Genomic DNA, 19,757 nt, shown 5'->3' on the forward strand with positions numbered 1-19,757 from the left:
ATGAACTCGCTATGGCGTTATGCAATTAACTGATAATAAGAAACTTACTTGTGTCTAAAATCTAATAATCTATCCCGAGGGAGTCGGGACTAACGATCTATTGTATAATATAGTACAAGTTTTTGACAATAAAATACTAGGCTGGTTGGTAGTGGTAGGGTATCTTGCATATACCAATTCTTTAATCGGTTTATAAAAATCTTAATGTTATGAAAAAATCTAATTGGCGTGTTTTCAAAATGAAAACACTGGTTGTTTTGGCAATTGCTTTACTGTCGGTTCCGGTTTACGCACAGATGCAGGGAATGCAGTTGCTGAATGAACCTCAGGAGCTGACTCCGGATTTCAGATCTTTCCGGAATACATATTTTGTGGCTGATCGTTTAGCAGACTTTGATCCGCAAACAGCTTCCGGGAAAATTGTTTACGAACGATACAATTACGAAACTCGTCAGGCTTTCAGTAATATGTTGGGAGTTCTGGCTCCGGCTGAACCAAATGAATTCCCCGCAGGAGAATACGAAGTATCTCCTGCATTACCATTCTCAATGGAGTTTATTTCACCCCGTGCAGTCAGGATTCGGGCTCAATCAGGAGTTGTTGTCCCCCAGGTGGCAGCACAGAAGTCGTTGATGCTGATCAATAACGATATGCCGCCATGTAAAAATTGGGTTTATTCCAAAGTGGAAGAAGGCCATAAGTACACCAGCCCCTATGGCTCTGTTGTTATTACTGAACAACCATGGCGCGTGACTGTGTACGACGAAAATGGTCGCATATTAACAAGTACAAATAATTATGAGGATAATACCTCAACCTATACCCCGGTTCTGCCTTTCTCGTGGGTGCGAAGAGCAAGAGATTATTCGAGAAGTTTTAATGCAGCTTTTAATCTTCAGCCGGGTGAGAAAATTTTCGGGTTTGGAGAGCAATATACCGAGTTTAATAAAAGAGGACAAAGCGTTACCCTTTGGGTAAACGACGCAAATGGAACCCAGAATGAAACCAGTTATAAACCTATTCCTTTTTTCTTAAGCAGCAGAGGTTATGGAATGTTTATTCATACTTCAACACCAATTACTGCCGATATAGGTAAGTATTTCAGTGGTGTTAATGCTCTGATGATTGGCGACGAAGAACTGGATCTGTTTGTATTTATAGGAGAACCTAAAGATATTTTAAACGAATATACTAACGTTACGGGAAAACCAACCATGCCTCCTTTGTGGTCTTTTGGATTTTGGATGAGTCGCATTACCTATTTTTCTGAGGCCGAGGGTCGTGAGGCTGCCCGTCAGTTACGCGAAAACAGGATTCCGGCAGATGTTATCAATTTTGATACCGGCTGGTTTGAAGTTGATTGGCGATGTGATTATCAATTTGCAGAATCGCGGTTTGATGATGCTGAAAAGATGATATCAGACCTGAAGGCAGATGGCTTTCATACATGTTTATGGCAGTTACCTTATTTTGTGCCGAAGAACAGATTATTTCAGGAGATCGTTGAGCAAGGATTGTTTGTGAGAAATGCAAAAGGAAATATTCCATACGAAGATGCAGTTCTTGATTTCACCAACCCAACTGCCATTAAATGGTACGAGGATAAAATACGAGGTTTGCTTGAAATGGGTGTAGGTTCTATAAAAGTCGATTTTGGTGAAGCTGCTCCGGTATATGGAATTTATCATAACGGTCGTACCGGATGGTATGAGCATAACTTGTATCCCCTTCGCTATAATAAAATAGTGGCCGAACTAACTCAAGAAATTAAAGGTGAAAACATCATTTGGGCAAGAAGTACATGGGCCGGCTCCCAGAGATATCCTCTTCATTGGGGTGGAGATCCGGCTCCGACCAATTCAGCCATGAAAGCAACATTGCGTGGAGGGTTAAGCATGGGGTTGAGTGGATTTACTTTTTGGAGTCACGATGTAGGTGGATTTGTTGATCCTACACCGGCAGATGTGTATAAGCGTTGGCTGGCATTTGGTGTTCTTTCTTCGCACACTCGTGCTCATGGTCATCCTCCCAAGGAACCATGGGAATATGGTGAAGAGTTTCTGAACGATTACAGGGATGCTGTAAACATGCGGTATAAGTTGATGCCTTATATTTATGCTCAGTCGAAGCATGGAGTGGAAAACGGCCTCCCAATGATGCGTGCTCTATTTATTGAGTATCCTGACGACCCGGGTGCCTGGCTGGTTGATGATCAGTACCTTTTTGGATCTGATATGTTGGTAGCGCCTCATTTTGAAAATCTGGAGGCCAGAGATGTCTATTTGCCGGGAAATCATAAGTGGATAGATTATCAAACGGGAAAAATTTACAATCCCGGATGGAACAGAATTGAGACCGCTCATATTCCCGCAGCAATCCTGGTAAGGGACGGAGCTGTAATCCCACACATTGGACTTGCTCAGGCTACTAAATATATGGACTGGTCGAATATTGAACTGAAAGTATTCAGTGCAGATGAAACCACTGCAAGAGGAAAGGTTTGCTTGCCCTCTGATGATTTTCTAAAGGAAGTGGTAATAAATAAAAGAGATGGTAAAGCTGAACTTGTGTCAAATCCGTTTGGCAGAAGAACCAAATTGAACGTTTCCGTTTTTGATGTTAAATAGTTGAGTACTGATCAGGGCTTCACTTAACGTGAAGCCCTGATTTTGTATATTTAGAATTGAATGTGGCTTTTTTATATCACACCAAATGAATTCAGAAATGTTCTGATTTCTCATTTTCAGATCAGCAACTAGATTTTTAAGGGTGATAATGTTGAGATGGTTGAGCGCAGATATATAGATGTATGGTTGCATTAGCTGTATGCAATTGAAATGAGACCCGAGGCTTCGGGAATAACTAACATAAATTATAAACAGATGAAGAAACAGATTGTTACTCTTTTAACGGCACTTCTGATTCCCTCTCTTTCATATAGCGAGGTGCATAAGGTGCATTCACCCGACAAAAATCTTGAAATCAAAGTTGAAGTCACCGATCATGTATCCTGGTCACTTTTAATGGATGGAGAAAAGGTGATGGGGCCTTCTATTATATCCCTTACTCTCGAGAACGAGGGAGTTTTGGGAAAAGACACACGTGTGCAAAGGGTCACCCGGCAATCTGAAAACCAGATCATCAACACCCCTATTTACAGAAAAAGTGAGGTCATTAATCACTATAATCAAATGACTGTTGAGTTGAGAGATGGACTTGGCATTGTTTTTAGAGTTTATGACGATGGGGCTGCGTATCGGTTAACCACTTCGCTTCGACGTGATATAACCATTTTAAATGAAGAGGCAAACCTGGTGTTTCCAACGCACGAAAAGGCCTGGGTTCCCTATATTGTTCCGAGGGATTTTGATCCATACAGTACTTCTTTTGAAAGTACTTACGATTTGCTTACCCTGGATGAGGTTGTGTCAGATTCGTTAATTATCATGCCACTGCTTGTGGAAGCCGGGAAAAACAGGAAGATTGTGATTACAGAAGTGGATCTTGAAGATTATCCCGGAATGTTCCTTACTGTGAATAGCGAACGCACCGGCTATTCTGCCCGGTTTGCACCTTTCCCTCTTGAAGAGGAGAGGGGTGGGCATAACAATCTGCAATCTATTGTCACGAAACGTGCCGGTTACATTGCCAAAACAGAGGGAAGACGAAGTTTTCCATGGCGTGCAGTTGCTGTCAGTAATAATGATGTGGAACTGCTTGATAACGATTTGGTGGCTCGTTTGGCATCCCCCAATCGCATCGGTGATTTGTCGTGGATTAAACCCGGAAAGGTTGCATGGGATTGGTGGAATTACTTAAACATTTATAATGTGGATTTCAGGGCAGGTGTAAATACTGAAACATACAAATACTACATTGACTTTGCGGCCGAATATGGTATAGAGTATGTTATTCTTGATGAGGGCTGGTCTGAACAGGAGAGTCTGCTTCAGATTAAGCCCTATATAGATCTTGAAGGTATCATTAAACATGCAAAAGAGCGTGGGGTAGGCATTATTTTGTGGGCAGGGTGGCTGCCTTTGAATCAGGAAATGGATGAGGTGATGAGGGTCTATTCAGAAATGGGGGTGGTAGGATATAAAATTGATTTTATGGATCGGGACGATCAGCCGGTTGTAAATTTTTACTATAAGGTGGCAGAAATGGCAGCTAAATACCAACAGCTGGTTAATTTCCATGGTTCATATAAACCTACCGGATTGCAATTTACCTATCCAAATGTAATTACTTTTGAGGGCGTTTATGGTTTGGAAAATGTGAAGTGGACTGACTATCTGGATATGCCGGATTATGATGTGACCATTCCGTTTATCAGAGCTTTGGCCGGCCCCATGGATTATACGCCCGGCGCCATGATTAATTCTAACCGCAGGAACTGGAGAGCAATGCATGCAACTCCCATGAGTCAGGGTACAAGGTGTCATCAATTGGCTATGTATATTGTTTATGAATCGCCTCTTTCGATGATGGCCGATAACCCCACTCATTATAAGAGGGAACATGAGAGCACCATGTTTATTGCTTCAATTCCCACGGTGTTTGATCAAACAGTTGCGCTTGAAGGTGTTTTAGGAGAATATGTTGCCATCGCTCGCCGCAATGGGGAGAATTGGTATGTGGGAGCTATGACAAACTGGGACGAACGTGATATAACCATCGATTTTTCGTTCCTTGGAGAGGGTGAATACGAAGCAGTAATCTTTAGAGATGGAATTAATGCCGACCGTAACGGGCAGGATTATGTTCGTGAGATGAAGCGAGTTGATAAAAGTACAACAATGACTGTTATAATGTCATCAGGTGGCGGTTGGGCTGCCTCAATAAAGAAAAGGTAACTATTTAAATTCATTCTAATGAAGAAAAGGATTCCGGGAAACCGGAATCCTTTTTTTGTCTCCGTTATCAAATAAAATGATCTGGATTTAACTCTTTTTGATCTTTAGTTTTAAGTGGTTTTGGTTGGTGAGGTGATTGAAAGTAGGACTGTGTAATTTTTAAGGACTTTATAGACAGGTTGTAAGAGTTTTTATGATGAGGTTTTTATGAGGTGTGAGTTTTAATAATAGAGTTTATTGTGAAATGATATTTATTCAAAAATTAACATCTGTGCATACTTTTGCTGTGTTCATAAGCTGTGAACCTAATTTCACACCTGACTTTTTATTGTTGAAAGCGTTCCCAACGATCTATTGTTGGGAAACGTTTTCATAATTAACTGAAGCAATGTTCAAGGAACGATTAAAAAATCATTTTATCATACAATTAATCTAAAATCTTGAAAGAATGAAGAAGAATTACCTTGTTTTACTTAAGTTGTTCGTTGCGGCCTTTATCATGTCAGCAACTGCACAGGAGTACCAACTTGTTTGGGAAGAGAATTTTGAAGGAACAGAATTAAACACCAATGTGTGGAATTATGAGACAGAAGTTGGTGTTTGGAACTGGGGAGCCAACCAGGAACTTCAGCACTATCGTGCTGAAAATGTGGAGGTGGGGCCTGACGGAGAAGGAAATAATGCTTTGATTATTACTGCAAAACGTGAAAGTTTTGGCGATTATCAGTTTACCTCCGGACGAATCAATACCTCCGGCAAAGTAGCTGCATTATATGGTCGTATTGAGGCCAGAATTAAATTGCCGGTTTTGGCAGACGGCTTATGGCCTGCATTTTGGATGCTGGGTACTCAGAATACATGGCCGGCAAGTGGTGAAATTGACATTATGGAGGCTGGACACAGGGAAGGTATCGATGCCGGAACTCAGGACAGAACATTTAATGGAGCATTACACTGGGAACACGCAGGCAATTATGCCGGATATGGACCGCAATGGACTGCACCCGAAGGGGCATCTCTATATGAGTACAATGTATTTACAATGGAATGGACGCCGGAAAGAATTGAGATGTATTTTAATGATCATCCAACTCCTTACTTCGCTATGGATATTACCGGCGAAGATGCAGAAGAGTTTCGTGACTGGCCTCACTATTTCATTCTAAATCTGGCAGTGGGAGGCTCATTCCCGGGAATAACAAATCCTGATAACATTACAGCTCCTCTTCCAGCTCAGATGTTTGTGGATTACATTCGTCTATACCAACGAGAGGGCGAAGGAGTTCTTGTTGTTTCTGAGCCGCAAACACCTCAGGCAGATTATTTCGGAATTTTCACGGAAAATCCTTCTATATCTGAGCGGTTCGTATTCGATGACTTTTCTAATACATTGCAGGTTTGGGATAATTCATTGCAACCACTCGAAAATGCACCTTCTTATGATGGTGATGAGGTTTTAAGTTTTTATGCATACCCTGCAAGAACCTGGTTTGGATTTGGAATTAATGCTGCTGCCGGTATTGATTTTTCGCATTTTAGTAACGGTTCTCTGCATTTGGCTTTACGCACTTCAGCGGATAATGATTTCTGGATTGGCATGGGAGGTGCTGCCGAAGGGCGTATAAATTTTAATGAAGGGAGCGATCCCTATGGATTTCAACGGGACGGGCAATGGCACGAGTTATCCATTCCTGTTTCGGAATTAGTTGCAGCAGGTTTGGATTTGTCTGATGTTAGAAATATTTTCATGCTTGGAGGGGAAGGCGCAATTTCCAATATTCTTGTGGACGATATTTATCTGTCGGTTGATGGGCAGCCTTTGATGAATAGTGAGTTAAAACCCAATAGAAATGATGATTTGCAACTTTTTGAAAACAAGGTTATAGCAGATTATTATGGTATCTTTACTGAAAATCCTAATGTAGAAGAAGTCTTACTCATTAATGATGTTGATGCTCACATTTATATTTGGGAAGGAACATTGAACAACATCTCTTCTTCGCCATATGATGGCGAAGAGTATCTGGCTTTTACATCAGTTGGTGCAGGTTGGTGGGGTTTTGGAATTCATGATGACATGGCGGCAGATCTTTCTCATTTTGAGAACGGTTATTTGGCGTTTTCAGTAAAAACATCTTCTCAGGAGAGTTTCAGAATCACCATCACTGGTGCCTCTGGGACTTCCGGTTCTATTGATTTTGTGGCTGGTTCAGATCCTGAAGGATTTGAGCGTGATGGCGAATGGCATAGAGTTAAAATTCCTGTTAGCTCTTTTGCGGGCGTTGATTTATCTGCAGTTCCAATTCCATTCTCCGCAACACAAGGATCTGGAAGTACTTCCATTTCCGACATTGCTTTTGATGATATCATCTATACCACCGGAGTAGATCCTGAAAACCCCAACCTTTATGATGGCTCAGATGACAATGGAGACCCCAATGGAGGAGATCAGGGTGTTTGGGAATATTGGTTTGGTGATGGAGGACAAGGATCAGTTGTTTTCCCGTCCGAACACCTGGCAACGGTAAGTATCACCAATGCAGGATGGCAACCATGGTCGGTTCAATTTTTCAAGGATAATATTGATACTCCAGATGGTGAGTATATCCTAACTTTTAGGGCAAGAGCTGATGCTCCACGATCTTTTAATGTAAACTTTGGAAAGGGCTTGGATGCAGCTCCGTGGTTTATTGAATTTATGAGCCCTGCACAATTCAATGTTACTACAGAATGGGATACCTATTCTATCACCATTAACAAAGATAATGTTGAAACTTTAGGTAAACTGGTTTTTGAACTGGGTAGCACAGGAGGCGATAATCTGATAAATACTGTTTATATCGATGATTTTTCCCTGGTTTATTCAAATGCAACTAATATACCTGAGATTATGCAATTGGAGACAACTGTTTATCCCAATCCAGCTTCTGATGGTTTTACTGTTAATTCGGATGCAAGCGTGTTTAATGTAGCTGTTTACAGTGTGGCCGGAGTTCGTGTATTTGAAACCGGAAGCATAAATTCTTCTTCTGTCAGGATTAGCACTTATGGTTGGATGGATGGCGTTTATATTATTGTTGTAACCGGCGATAATGGAGAAAGAGTTTCTAAAAGAGTTGTGATTAAAAAATAGAAAAACCAATCAACGGGAATCAAAATCAGGTTTTTTCTTTCAGGGGCTGTCTTTAAGACAGCTCCTTTTTTATATATTCGAAGGATTTTCATCCAATTGTTAATATGTCTCCGGAACGATCTGCTGGATAGTATAAGTCTGCTGGATTCACATGATTGTTTGATTAAAAATCTTTCGGTTTATTATCATTCAAAAGAGCTTTGGTTGAAAGCAAGCCACATGCAGCATAAATGTCTTCACCTCGTGAACGGCGTATGGTGGTGGTTATGCCTTTGTTGTTGAGTTGGTCACAAAACCATTGCATGGTTTTGTGAGGTGTTCCTCTTAGAGGTGAATCAGGAATGGGGTGAAACCTAATCAGATTTATTCTGCATCGTATGCCGTTAAGGAGTTTAGTGAGGCCTTTTACATGTGCGGGTGTGTCATTTATCCCTTCAAACATGATGTATTCAAAAGATATTCTGCGCTGACGACCAAAATCATATTCACGAAGAGTTTCAATAACCTGCTCAATAGAATATACCTGTTCAATTGGCATCAGTTTCTGCCGTTCTTCATTAAAAGGAGTATGAAGGCTGATGGCAAGATGGGCTTCGCTCTCCTCAATAAATCTCCGCATGGCTGGGACTATTCCAATGGTGGACACATTTATTCTTCTCGGACTCCAGCCATATCCCCAGTCAGATGTGAGTATGTCAAGGCTTTTGAGAACTTCCTCAATGTTATCAAGAGGTTCTCCCATGCCCATGTAAACCACATTGGTCAATTCTTCACTTTCGGGAATGCTCCTGATTTGATTTAGTATTTCACCGGCTGTAAGTTGCGACTGGAAGCCTTGTTTCCCGGTCATACAAAACAGGCATCCCATTTTACAACCAACTTGAGAAGAAATGCAGAGCGTTTTTCTGTTGTCTTCCGGGATGTATGCAGCTTCAATAAATAATTGCTTGTGTGCCGGAAAAAGATACTTTTTTGTTCCATCAACCGACTCTTGTACTTTTGATGGTAAAGTGATGCCGGTTTCGAAATTTTCAGATAATAATTGTCGGGCTTTTTTAGAGAGATTGGTCATTGAATCGATGGATTCAGCTCTTTTTTTGTATAGCCAGTCAGCTATTTGTCCGGCTGTAAAGCCGGGCAAATTGTGTTGTTTTACAATTTCTTTTAGTTCATTTAATGTCTTCCCGTACAAAGGCTCTTTTTGCATCTTTAAAAGTATATTTCTGCTACTATGTTATTGAAAGGAATTCCTTTATTTATTAAAATATCTCTCACCTCAACCACCATCTCGGCACTTCCGCAAAGGTAATATTTTATTTTGGGCGAAAGGGTTTCTTGTTTTTTTAGGTAATCGGTTAATCTTCCATGTATTACCATGTTATTCTCTTCAGCAGTGCAGAACCTTAAATAATTCTTGTGCATTGCTTCTTCAAATTTGTCGGCAAAGTAAAACTGAGAGATATACCTGGCTCCATGTAATAGTGTTTTATTTATAGCCAAGCCGGATTCCAGCATACTGATAAATGGTGCAATGCCTGTTCCTGTGGCTATCCAGAATGCCTGTTCCTGAGTCCCGATAAACTTCCCGAAAGGCTCTGAAACAAATACTGTATCACCTATCCGACATTTGGACAGTGCAGGCGTCAGTTGACCCTCCGGGTTGATGTCGAAAAGAATACGCAGAGTTTTTCCTTCATTCCCCGATGCAATGCTGTATAAACGAGGCTCATCTTCGGGATTAAGCGCTAATGCAATGACTTGCCCGGGGATAAAACTGAACTTTTTCTCTGTTTCAATAGTGAAAACGCCGTCAGCAATTTCCTTTTTGCCAAGAACAAGACTGGGGTATAGATTCTTTTTTTTTCGTTGAGTGTGGGGCATATCTATATCACTTATATATCATGAACTAACCGTAATTTAACTATTTACAAACAAAAATATAGAGCTTTTTGTTTTTGTTAAAAAACGCAACTTAATGTTATAAAGCATGTATAAATTAATTGAAACCAAAAATGATATAGTTCCGCAATTTTTTGCGATTTTTGTTGTTTCTAATTAAGTCGTGATTTTAACAGTTATTAATGTCGTTTTTTACCCATAAGGAAAATAATAGTTCAATAAGCAAGCGGGTGTTCCGGGGATACATTGTCAATTTGTTATTATTGGTAATGGTTTCAGGTGCAACGGTTTGGGGGGTTCAGCGTTTGCATGAATGGATTGATAGTACCGAAAAGGTAGATAAGCTACTACACCAAATATATCTTGCGCGGATTGAGGCCAAAGGTTTTAGTTTAAGTAGTGATACCACCCACGCGTCACAGGTTGATAGTCTGGCCAATGAAATAAGTAATGCCTTGTATGCAGCGGAGAACAGCAGATTATACTCCAAAAGCCGCAGTGAGTTAGAGAACGTGAACGTCTGGATGGAGGAGTTCAACCAATATTGGTTAATGTTTATTGACTTAAAACAAAAGAGGTTTGATGCGGAGGAGAGAATGGATCGTTTGTTTCAGCAAATTTTTATAAATGCCAGAGAACCTTTCCCGCGGCTTTTTCGCGGTACTTCCCAGGTCTCCGGAGCCGATACTCACAACGATCTGCTGTTTCAGCTTTTGCATCTTAAGGAACTGGAAAAACGAATATGGAATTTTCCGCTGGAGATTGTTCATCGGGATTCGGTGGATGTGATATTTTTGCGAATCCGTAGACTGCTACCTCCATCTGATCTTGTTCCTCCCGGTACCCGAGCGGGAGAGTCCATACGACAGTTAAAAACAGATCTCGCATCTTATCAGTCCGTAATAAACGAATTGGTTTTTGCCATACATGAGTTACATAGTGCTCAGGGACTGATGATCAGCAGTGCTGAAGCCATTCAAAATGCCGGTGAACGTGCCAACGATCAACAAAACAGAGCCATGGAGCGGCTATCGCTCTATAGTTTGTATGCACTTATAACCATCATGGCCCTGGCCATTATTGTTGGATTTTGGATGGCATATATCTTTATGCGTAAAGTTGATAAGGATGAGAAAAACCGCGCTGTGAAAGATCAACTGCTGCAGGAGAATCGAAAACTTTTGAATGACATTATAAACAACAGCGCATCTCTTATTTATGTAAAAGACTTAAGAGGAAAATATACCCTGATTAATCAACAGATGGAGGAGATTCTGGGCATGGAAGCTCACAGGATCATTGGAAAGACAGATGATCAGATTTTTCCTTCGGAGTATGCCCTGGCACTACAGAAGAATGACCAGGATGTTCTGAGAAAAGGAGAGCCGGTTCAAATAGAGGAATTTCTGCCATCCTCAGGTAAAAGACGAACTTTTCTCTCTAATAAATTTCCAATCCAAAATCACGATGGGGAAATTACATCTCTTGTATGTGTTTCCACAGATATAACTCCTTTACGCCAGGCTTTATCGGATTTGGAGCTCAGCCGGGAAAACTACCGAAACATTGTATCCAATGTTCCCGGTGTTGTTTATCACTGCCATAACGATGCCCGAAGAACCATGCTTTTTATTAGCGGAGGGGTTGAAAAGCTAATTGGTCTTGGGGTTGATGCTTTTATTGCAGAAGGTCAGTCAATGATGCCATTTGTTGACAATGAAGATGTTCAAAAAGTTCGGGAGACCATCAGAAGTGCTGTACTCAGGCAGCGTCCTTATGAGATTGAATATCGCATTCGTGATCTGTTTGGCCATCGAAAGTGGGTTTATGAGAAAGGTTTACCTGTCTATGAAAAGGAATCAACCAAAGTGACGTTGCAGGGTGTAATCATAGATATTACTGCGCAGAAAGAAGCCATGACAGAGTTAATGCTTCGTGATAAGTTGCTGGAAGGGGTATCCGAAGCCGTCAAAGAGTTGATCATGACTGCCGAGCCTGAAGAAGCATTGCTAAAAGCATTGCGCGTGATGGGGCAGGGAGCGGGAGTTGACAGAGCTTTTGCTTTTACCAACGAGAAATCGCCTAAAACAGGGAAGTTGATATTACGTCATATTGTGGAATGGGACAGGATTATTTTGGAACCAGTTAGCCGCAATGAATTTGAGAATGTGTCCTATGAGGAAATATCCACCACCTGGTTTTACAGGTTAAGCGAAAAAAAGGAGGTAGTTGTTTCTCAAAGAAATGCCGAGCCTGGAGAAATGCAGTTTCTCAAAACGATGAAATCAGCATCAGCAATGCTTATACCGGTATTTGTTCATGAGCGATTTTGGGGATTTATCGGGTTTGGATTGGGAACCAGAAACGGCGACTGGAATGAGTCTCACAACACTCTTTTTAAAGCATTTGCAGGAACACTCGGGATTGTATTGGCCAGAAACGAAGGAGCCATAGAATTGCAGAAAGCCAAGGAGGCTGCCGAAGCTGCCACTCGTGCTAAGAGTGATTTTCTGGCTCGTATGAGCCATGAAATTCGTACGCCATTAAATGCCATCATCGGCTGGACTCATTTGGGGTTAGAGAAGCTGAATATCCCGGGGCATTCTGATTACCTTAAGCGGATTCAATCCTCCTCAAGGTCGCTTCTGGGAATCATTAATGATATTCTCGATTTCTCAAAAATTGAAGCTGGTAGGCTTGAAATGGAGAAAATTGATTTTGATTTGGAGGCGGTCATGCAAAACCTGGCTGACATCGTCATGTTCAGAGCCAACGAAAAAGGCCTTGATCTGGTTTTTGATTACGCTCCAAATGTTCCTTTAAGTCTTGTGGGTGACCCTTTAAGGATTGAGCAGGTTTTGGTTAACCTCGTTAATAATGCCATTAAGTTTACCGATCAGGGAGAGGTGGTTGTTAAAGTTCGGGTTAAACGCAAAGATGGCGATCAGGTTAAACTATTATTCTCAGTTTCCGATACCGGTATTGGTTTAAAGGAGGAACAAAAGAACCATCTGTTTAAAGCATTTTCACAGGCCGATGTTTCCATAACCCGAAAATATGGAGGAACCGGTCTTGGATTGGCGATATGCAAGAGATTGACCAGTTTGATGGAAGGTGAGATTTGGGTGGAGAGTGAGTATGGAGTGGGGAGTGTCTTTTCATTTACAGTATCACTGGGGATGCAATCTACCCAGAAAAAGGAGCAAATGCGTAATGCCTTTGAAGGTACAGGAGATACCGTTTTAATAGCCGATGGAAATAAGGCCTCTGCAAAAAGTTTGCAGCAAATGCTACAGGATTTTGGATTTAGTGTGAAAAGATGTAGTTCTTCACGATCCCTGTGGCAAGAGTTAGAGCGTTCTGAAATGGGTTCTCCATTTGGAATTTTATTCCTCGATCCGGAGATATTCAAAACACATTCAGACATCGAAATACAGAAAATAGTTAAGAGTACAGGAGAATTTGAACATTTGGTTTTTCTTACAACACCATTTAATGAAAATCGTTACGCCGATTTTTATGTGAACAACGAGAAGGTTACAAGGCTCAATAAACCTGCGAACTATTCTTCTCTATTTGACTGTTTTATGGATGTTTTGGGAGGTGATGTTATTGGAACAAATGCTTCGGCTGGCAAGAGAAAAATATATAGAGAGCTGCTAAAGGAGAAATCTCCGTTAAAGATTCTTGTTGTGGATGATACTGCCAGCAACAGGATGCTGGCAGTAGAATTACTCGATATGGCAAACATTAAAACTGAAGTGGTTGCAGGTGGCCCCGAAGCCCTGGAACTCGCTTCTCGATTCAGCAGTGATTGTCCGTACGATCTTGTTTTAATGGATATTAATATGCCTGGAATGGATGGGTATGCCACCACCAGAAGATTGAAAAAAATGCCTGGATGGGAAGAGGTGCCAGTGGCTGCTATGACTGCTGAAGCTTTTGGAGATGTTGAATCACTATGTCTGCAGGCAGGAATGACAGGAATGGTGGCAAAACCAATTGATCCTGAAGACCTATTCCGGGTAATTTATGGTTTGGTTTTTGGCGTACACGATTTAAATGACAGGCAGGTGATGGCTGAAGATTCTATGGAAAGGTTTGATTTTCCTGAGATAAAGGGTCTTAAGGTGCATCATGGCATTCGACGCATGGGGGGACGGTCTGATCTTTATAAACGTTTGCTCAAAGGGTTTTGCCATGATTATAAAAACTTTGGAAGTAGTCTTGATGATCTGTTGGGTGAAAATGACAGCGACAGTATTTACAGGTTGCTCCACTCTCTCAAAGGAATTGTGGGAACGATGGACGCGACGGAATTATATGATTTGGCCATTAAAACAGAAAGCGCATTTAAAAATCAGTCTGATGAGTTTGCAAAGCTGGCCGATGAATTAAAGGAGCAGGTTAAAGAAATGGTTACACGATTAGAACACATTTCGGAATTGCAATAATATGAGATGTTGCTCATTTTTGAATGATTGTGATTATATTTTAATGATAAAATAGTTGGTCTGATTTTTTTATCAGTTTTTGGTTAGTTAGCAAAACCTTTTCATACTAAAAGCCAAAAGAACTGAGCAAACTATTATTTAGAATTTGATAGCAAGCAATCTGTTGTTTAATAATTAGAATTTAATCATATGAAGAAATTGCTCTGTGTACTATGGAACTCTTGTTTTCTTCTGTTTTTGGTGCTTCTTTTTGGTTGCAACAGAACTCCTGTTACCGAAGTGCCGTCAATGCCGTTAATCCATCTAGAATTTGATAACAAAATATCCAATGAAGGGGTTTTGCCTGTAACTTTTAGAGGTGATGAAAATGTCTCTTTCTCTAAAGACGGTGTTTCTAATTATTCCTTAGATCTGACATCGGCTGCAAAATTTCGTAAACCTGTAGTTATTGTAAAAGGTGATGGGCAGTCGTTCAACGACTACCCTGGATTGTCGATCTTTTTTTGGGTTAAGGCGCATCCGGGTGATCCTTATGAATATACCATTATCTCTCAACTGGCCGATGATGAATTGGCGCCCCAAGGGTGGCTGTTCGGGAAAACAACTTCCGGTTCATACAGATGGATGTTAACCGATGGTCTTAACGAGGCAGTTTACGAGCCAACCAGCATTCGTCAACCTATTGCTAACGGCGAGTGGCATCTGCTTGGTTATACACTTGATTTTGCCAGAAAAGAGGCAAGAGTTTATTACAATGGAGAGAATGTCGCTGTGTTTTGTTTGCAAAATTTTAACCTTGATATATTCAAGGGAGACATTTATATAGGTGGTCATCCTTTTTCGACCAACCCAATTAGAGATGCTTTTCATGGGTTGATAGATGAATTTACCATATGGAGCAGGGTATTAACTCCTGAGCAGATTAAAACTCTTTGCGGTGATAAAAGCCAGTTAACGCGAAGACGAAGAGAATCGAGACCCGATTCGTTAACAATTATGACCTGGAATATATGGAATGGTGGTCGTGCTGATGGCCTTTTTGCAGGGCCACAAAGGGTTGCAGAGATCATTCGAGAATCCGGCGCCGATATTATTTCTTTGCAGGAAGCCTTTGACAGTGGCGAAATGATTGCAGACATACTTGGCTTTTATTACTATCAGCGAAGTCCTGGTCTGAGCATTTTAAGTCGCTACCCGTTTGGACGAACTTACAATGTTTATCGTCCAAGACACTCTGGGGCTGTTGTGGTAAATCTTCCCAGGGATAACCAGATTGTAATGGTTCCCGTTGCCTTAAGCTACCTTCCCAATCTTGGTCCCTACATTATGTCTGGCCACGCCAGATCCGATTCAGTAATTATCAGGGAAATGCAATCACGAGGAAGCGAAATTCGTTTTATTATGTGGGAAATGCAATCTATCCAAAATTCGTACAGCGATTATCCCATCATATTAGCAGGTGATTTTAACTCCGGGTCACATCTCGATTGGACAGAAGCTAATCGTGAGAGCCGGTTTGATCTTGTTATAGAGCATCCTGTGAGTAAAACCATCGAGGATGCTGGTTTTATAGATGCTTTTCGTTATATTTATCCTAATGAAGTAACCAACCCCGGTTTTACCTGGTCACCCAGATATAAAGAAGTTATGCAGGACAGGATCAATTTTATTTATTATAAAGGCCCCGGATTTAATGCATCCTGGAGTCGAGTTATAGATCAGTTTGAACCAGGTTTCCCTTCTGATCATGCAGCGGTTGTTGTTTCTTTTAAATGGGACGATCAATAATCTGATATATGCAACAACCTCCATATCCTGAAAAAGAACTATTCGCGCAAATAGCCAATGGAGATGAAAAAGCTTTCGAAAAGCTTTTTCGGTTGTTTTACCCTATGCTGGTGAATTTTGCCATGAAATATTTAAACGATCGGGAGATTGCTGAAAACGTTGTTCAGGAAATGTTTGTGAGCATATGGGAAAAAAGGGGGGCATTAAAGGTGGATAACCCCCGGGCATACCTCATGCGCGCTGTCACAAATCGATGTTTTAATGAAATGAAATCCAAAAAAACGTTTTATGATGTGGATGATTTTCAGATTCCCGAGGTTGATCAGGATATTCCGGATGAATCACTTATTGCAGAAGTGCAATCAGTGATATCAATGCTGCCGGAACAGAGGCAAAAGATCTTTCGCATGAGTCGCTTCGAGGGAATGAAATATAAGGAGATCGCAGAGAGATTAAATCTTTCTGTTAAAACCGTTGAAGCTCAGATGGGAAAAGCTCTTCAATTCTTAAGAGAGCAATTACCGAAAAAAATTAAAGAGAGTGGTAAGGGTTTTCCCAATTAGTGTTGTCAATATTACAGGAATGCTATAGAATTATCGCAAATGAAATTATCAGACAATATAAATTACAATCAGTTATGCAGGGTGTTGTCGGGCGAGGCGACCAGTAAAGACATGGCCTTTCTGGAAACCTGGCTGAGAAGTGATGAGAGAAATCATGAGATATGGAATGAACTGAGGGAATCATGGATGCTTGCCGGAACTGCTTCGCAATGCGATCAAATCAATACAGACAGTGCATGGCAACAAGTTAGTGCCAGAATGAAGAGTAAACCAACTTCCAAAAATCGACTGATTCCTATTTATCAATATGCCGCTGCTATTGTTGCTGCAATCGTACTGATTGGTGGCCTGCTCTATTTCCTGCTTCCAACATTTTACCAGCAGGCTGACCAAGTTGCATATATTACCTATTCAGACAGTTCTGAAATTATTCTGCCTGATGGAACGCTTGTAGCGCTAAACAGCGGTAGCAGTATCAGTTATCCGGAAAACTTCGGTGCCACTGAACGACGGGTTTTGTTGTCTGGAGAAGCATGGTTTGAAGTAACTTCTGATCAGCAAAATACTTTTATTGTTGAGACTAGGAGTTTTGAAGTAAAAGTGTTAGGTACCTCTTTTAATGTTCGTTCATACGAACACCTTGAACTTTGTCAGATCGATGTAAACAAAGGAGTTGTCGAAGTTGTTTCATTTTTGTCTGATTTAGACCCGTTAAAACTGGCAGCAGGGGATGGAGCCGATTTTTATGTTCCATCCGGGACAATGATTAAGCGATCACTATATCCCAATAACCTGGCATGGAAAACAGGTGAACTAAGGTTTCATGATGTTTCATTGTATGAGGTCTTTAATACTCTTGAACAAACATACCATATCAGAATTGTGACAGAAGACCCCTCAATATTAGATGAGAAACTGGTTGCTTCATTTTCTCAGAATACTTTTGATTATATCATGGATGTTGTATGTTTAACTTTTAACCTGACCCAGGTAAAGTCCGATGAGTTTGTCCTGGTTAAGAGGCTAAATGCAGATTAAGTTTTTAACCTATTTGGTCAGCATCCCGGTTCTTTAACTTTCGGCTTTTTATTTTCTGAATACAGATTGTAATTCCAAATCGATTAATGCATTGAATAGTGATGGGGTGACAAGATTAAGCATCATATGGATTTTAAGTGTGATCAGTTTTTTCTTTCGAAAAAAACTGATTGTTACCTGTGTGGTTTCATTATTTACAATTGGTACAGTCTGGTCCGGTGATCACCAACGCGATTCCTTAATTATCTTAGATGATATTTCCACCTCTGCTTTAATCGACTCTCTTACTGCTATCCATTCTCTGGATTTCGCCTACGATGCCGATATTCTTAACGGATCGGAAAAGCGCAATATTGCAGTACCCTATCTTATTTCGGAACAATGGCTGGAGGAGGTGTTTGGTCGTGATGGTGTCGAAGTGCGTCTCATTAATAACCAGGTAATCATTGGTCGCAGAAGGGGTCGGATTCTCTCTTCTGAGGCAGTCAGAGTTAGCGGAAGAGTTGAGGAGGCTTTATCCGGAGAACCAATGCCAATGGTTAATATTGGCTTAACCGGAAGACCCATGGGTACAATTACAAACGATGCTGGTTATTTTGAGTTTCTGGTGCCGGAGCAGTTCAAAGGAGAACAAATGGTTTTTTCTCACCTTGGATATATTGGCGAAAAAATTATAGTTCCTTCTCGTGATACCATGGTGGTTGTGAGTCTGGCCTCATCATCGGTAAATTTACCGGAAGTTAACATTCTTTATCAGGATGCTGATGTGATTATGCGGCGGGCATCACAAAGGGTAGTTGAAAACTACCCGGTTTTCCCCACTTTTTTAACAGCATTTTTCAGGGAAACCATACAACAGGATGACCGTTTTGTTGACGTTTCGGAGGCCGTCGTGGAGATTCTAAAACCTTCATATCAAAATGTATTTGATCAGGAAAGAGTCCGCTTTATCAGGGGAAGAAAGGGAAGAGAAACTGTTGATATGGATTTGATTAATTTCAGACTGGTAGGGGGGCCATATCATTTTTCAAGATTAGATGTGGTAAGGAATGGAGATTTCTTTTATAATGAGGAAGGGTATTCGCAATACGAATATACTTTTAACGGTGTTGATATTGTATTTGATCGGATGGTTTATCGGGTGGGATTTGAACCAATTAACGATGCAGAGTCCCTTTTTTATAAAGGAGAAATGCGAATTGATGCTGAATCTTATGCTTTGGTGAGCATTGAATTTGAACTAACCTCTGCCTCCATACGGCGGAGTCGAAGTTATTTGGTTCAGAGAGATGCGCGTCGTTTCCGGACAACTCCTTTGTTTGCCAGGTATCTAGTTGAATATCGCCCATGGGGTGATTTATGGGTGTTATCAAGGGTAAAGGGCGAAGTGAACTTGCGTGTAGTTGATCGGAATAGACGTCAAAGAACAGTTTTTCATACGGTATCCGAAATGTTGGTAAGTGATCATACCCGTGCAGCAAGCCAGCATCGGATTCGTTGGGCTGAAACTTTTCGCCCCTCTTATGTGCTTTCTGAGCATCTTGGGGACTTTGATCCCGAATTTTGGAAGGAATATAACATCATCCAGCCAGACGAAACCCTCGAGAAGGTGTTTAGGTAGGATTAAGAATCAAAAAAATCCTGCATAATCCACCTTAAACACGAAGATGCTAAAAGATTAATATCCTGGTGTATAACGCTTCAATGCAGGAGCGGCTCTGTTGTTAATCGAATCGATTCTATGCGCAGCGTTGCTGCAAATAATCAATGGTTGATGGAACTGAGTTGATGCGAGGTAGCGCATCATTATCAATGTTGACATTAAAACTGGTTTCCAGATAAAATAAAAAACAAGTCATATCAATCTCATCCATCATCAAATCCATTGAGAATGAAGAATCCTCAGCTATTCTCTCCCTTGGAACTCCGGTCTTTCTTAATACGCGGTATAAATTCCTTCTTATGTTTTTGCAATTCATATCTGTTTGTTTTCTGTTATTTGATAGTATGACAATCAAACTCTATT

Annotated in this window: 11 protein-coding genes; 8 read left to right on the forward strand and 3 right to left on the reverse strand. The window is 40.9% G+C overall.

From position 1 onward, the window contains the following. Positions 1–209 precede the first annotated feature (209 nt). The 3 genes from EV194_RS05095 to EV194_RS05105 all read left to right on the forward strand — a co-directional run bounded on the left by EV194_RS05095 (position 210) and on the right by EV194_RS05105 (position 7,989). Positions 210–2,627 (forward strand): glycoside hydrolase family 31 protein, encoded by a 2,418-nt coding sequence (locus tag EV194_RS05095; protein ID WP_207915913.1) that lies wholly within the window; start codon positions 210–212, stop codon positions 2,625–2,627. A gap of 255 nt (positions 2,628–2,882) precedes the next feature. Then, the gene (locus EV194_RS05100; protein ID WP_132432729.1) at positions 2,883–4,856 is read left to right on the forward strand and encodes a glycoside hydrolase family 97 protein; all 1,974 of its coding nucleotides are present in this window, start codon (positions 2,883–2,885) and stop codon (positions 4,854–4,856) included. A 448-nt stretch (positions 4,857–5,304) separates the two neighbouring features. Then, entirely contained in the window at positions 5,305–7,989 is a 2,685-nt protein-coding gene (locus EV194_RS05105; protein WP_132432731.1) for a family 16 glycosylhydrolase, read from the forward strand. 163 nt (positions 7,990–8,152) lie between these two features. On the opposite strand, the gene rlmN is transcribed toward EV194_RS05105, so the two are convergent. Both rlmN and EV194_RS05115 read right to left on the reverse strand, forming a co-directional pair. Beyond that, positions 8,153–9,196 carry a 23S rRNA (adenine(2503)-C(2))-methyltransferase RlmN gene (gene rlmN / locus EV194_RS05110; protein ID WP_132432733.1) on the reverse strand — a complete coding sequence of 348 codons (1,044 nt, stop codon included), beginning with the start codon at positions 9,194–9,196 and terminating at the stop codon, positions 8,153–8,155. A 2-nt stretch (positions 9,197–9,198) separates the two neighbouring features. Further along, a complete protein-coding gene (locus EV194_RS05115) occupies positions 9,199–9,870 on the reverse strand; it encodes a ferredoxin--NADP reductase (protein ID WP_132432735.1) in 672 nt (223 codons plus the stop codon). A gap of 200 nt (positions 9,871–10,070) precedes the next feature. Here EV194_RS05115 and EV194_RS05120 point away from each other — a divergent pair, with 200 nt between their 5' ends. From EV194_RS05120 to EV194_RS05140, 5 genes are all read left to right on the forward strand, one after another. After that, positions 10,071–14,342, forward strand: coding sequence for an ATP-binding protein (locus tag EV194_RS05120; RefSeq protein ID WP_132432737.1), 4,272 nt, complete (start codon positions 10,071–10,073; stop codon positions 14,340–14,342). 189 nt (positions 14,343–14,531) lie between these two features. After that, positions 14,532–16,130: an endonuclease/exonuclease/phosphatase family protein gene (locus EV194_RS05125; protein WP_132432739.1), complete on the forward strand. Its 1,599-nt coding sequence runs from the start codon at positions 14,532–14,534 to the stop codon at positions 16,128–16,130. A gap of 8 nt (positions 16,131–16,138) precedes the next feature. Further along, entirely contained in the window at positions 16,139–16,693 is a 555-nt protein-coding gene (locus EV194_RS05130) for an RNA polymerase sigma-70 factor (RefSeq protein WP_132432741.1), read from the forward strand. A 39-nt stretch (positions 16,694–16,732) separates the two neighbouring features. Beyond that, the gene (locus EV194_RS05135; RefSeq protein WP_132432743.1) at positions 16,733–17,731 is read left to right on the forward strand and encodes a FecR family protein; all 999 of its coding nucleotides are present in this window, start codon (positions 16,733–16,735) and stop codon (positions 17,729–17,731) included. A 106-nt stretch (positions 17,732–17,837) separates the two neighbouring features. Further along, positions 17,838–19,352 carry a carboxypeptidase-like regulatory domain-containing protein gene (locus tag EV194_RS05140; protein WP_132432745.1) on the forward strand — a complete coding sequence of 505 codons (1,515 nt, stop codon included), beginning with the start codon at positions 17,838–17,840 and terminating at the stop codon, positions 19,350–19,352. 118 nt (positions 19,353–19,470) lie between these two features. Here the strand turns inward: EV194_RS05140 and EV194_RS05145 are convergent, their stop codons facing one another. After that, a complete protein-coding gene (locus EV194_RS05145) occupies positions 19,471–19,710 on the reverse strand; it encodes an acyl carrier protein (RefSeq protein ID WP_079556620.1) in 240 nt (79 codons plus the stop codon). Positions 19,711–19,757 lie beyond the last annotated feature (47 nt).

The sequence above is a fragment of the Natronoflexus pectinivorans genome, assembly GCF_004345615.1.
GTDB classification, from domain to species: domain Bacteria; phylum Bacteroidota; class Bacteroidia; order Bacteroidales; family Marinilabiliaceae; genus Natronoflexus; species Natronoflexus pectinivorans.

Coding starts and splice junctions, on each gene's coding strand:
- EV194_RS05095 (WP_207915913.1), top strand. CDS start 210: ATGAAAAAATCTAATTGGCGTGTTTTCAAAATGAAAACACTGGTTGTT.
- EV194_RS05100 (WP_132432729.1), top strand. CDS start 2,883: ATGAAGAAACAGATTGTTACTCTTTTAACGGCACTTCTGATTCCCTCT.
- EV194_RS05105 (WP_132432731.1), top strand. CDS start 5,305: ATGAAGAAGAATTACCTTGTTTTACTTAAGTTGTTCGTTGCGGCCTTT.
- rlmN (WP_132432733.1), bottom strand. CDS start 9,196: ATGCAAAAAGAGCCTTTGTACGGGAAGACATTAAATGAACTAAAAGAA.
- EV194_RS05115 (WP_132432735.1), bottom strand. CDS start 9,870: ATGCCCCACACTCAACGAAAAAAAAAGAATCTATACCCCAGTCTTGTT.
- EV194_RS05120 (WP_132432737.1), top strand. CDS start 10,071: ATGTCGTTTTTTACCCATAAGGAAAATAATAGTTCAATAAGCAAGCGG.
- EV194_RS05125 (WP_132432739.1), top strand. CDS start 14,532: ATGAAGAAATTGCTCTGTGTACTATGGAACTCTTGTTTTCTTCTGTTT.
- EV194_RS05130 (WP_132432741.1), top strand. CDS start 16,139: ATGCAACAACCTCCATATCCTGAAAAAGAACTATTCGCGCAAATAGCC.
- EV194_RS05135 (WP_132432743.1), top strand. CDS start 16,733: ATGAAATTATCAGACAATATAAATTACAATCAGTTATGCAGGGTGTTG.
- EV194_RS05145 (WP_079556620.1), bottom strand. CDS start 19,710: ATGAATTGCAAAAACATAAGAAGGAATTTATACCGCGTATTAAGAAAG.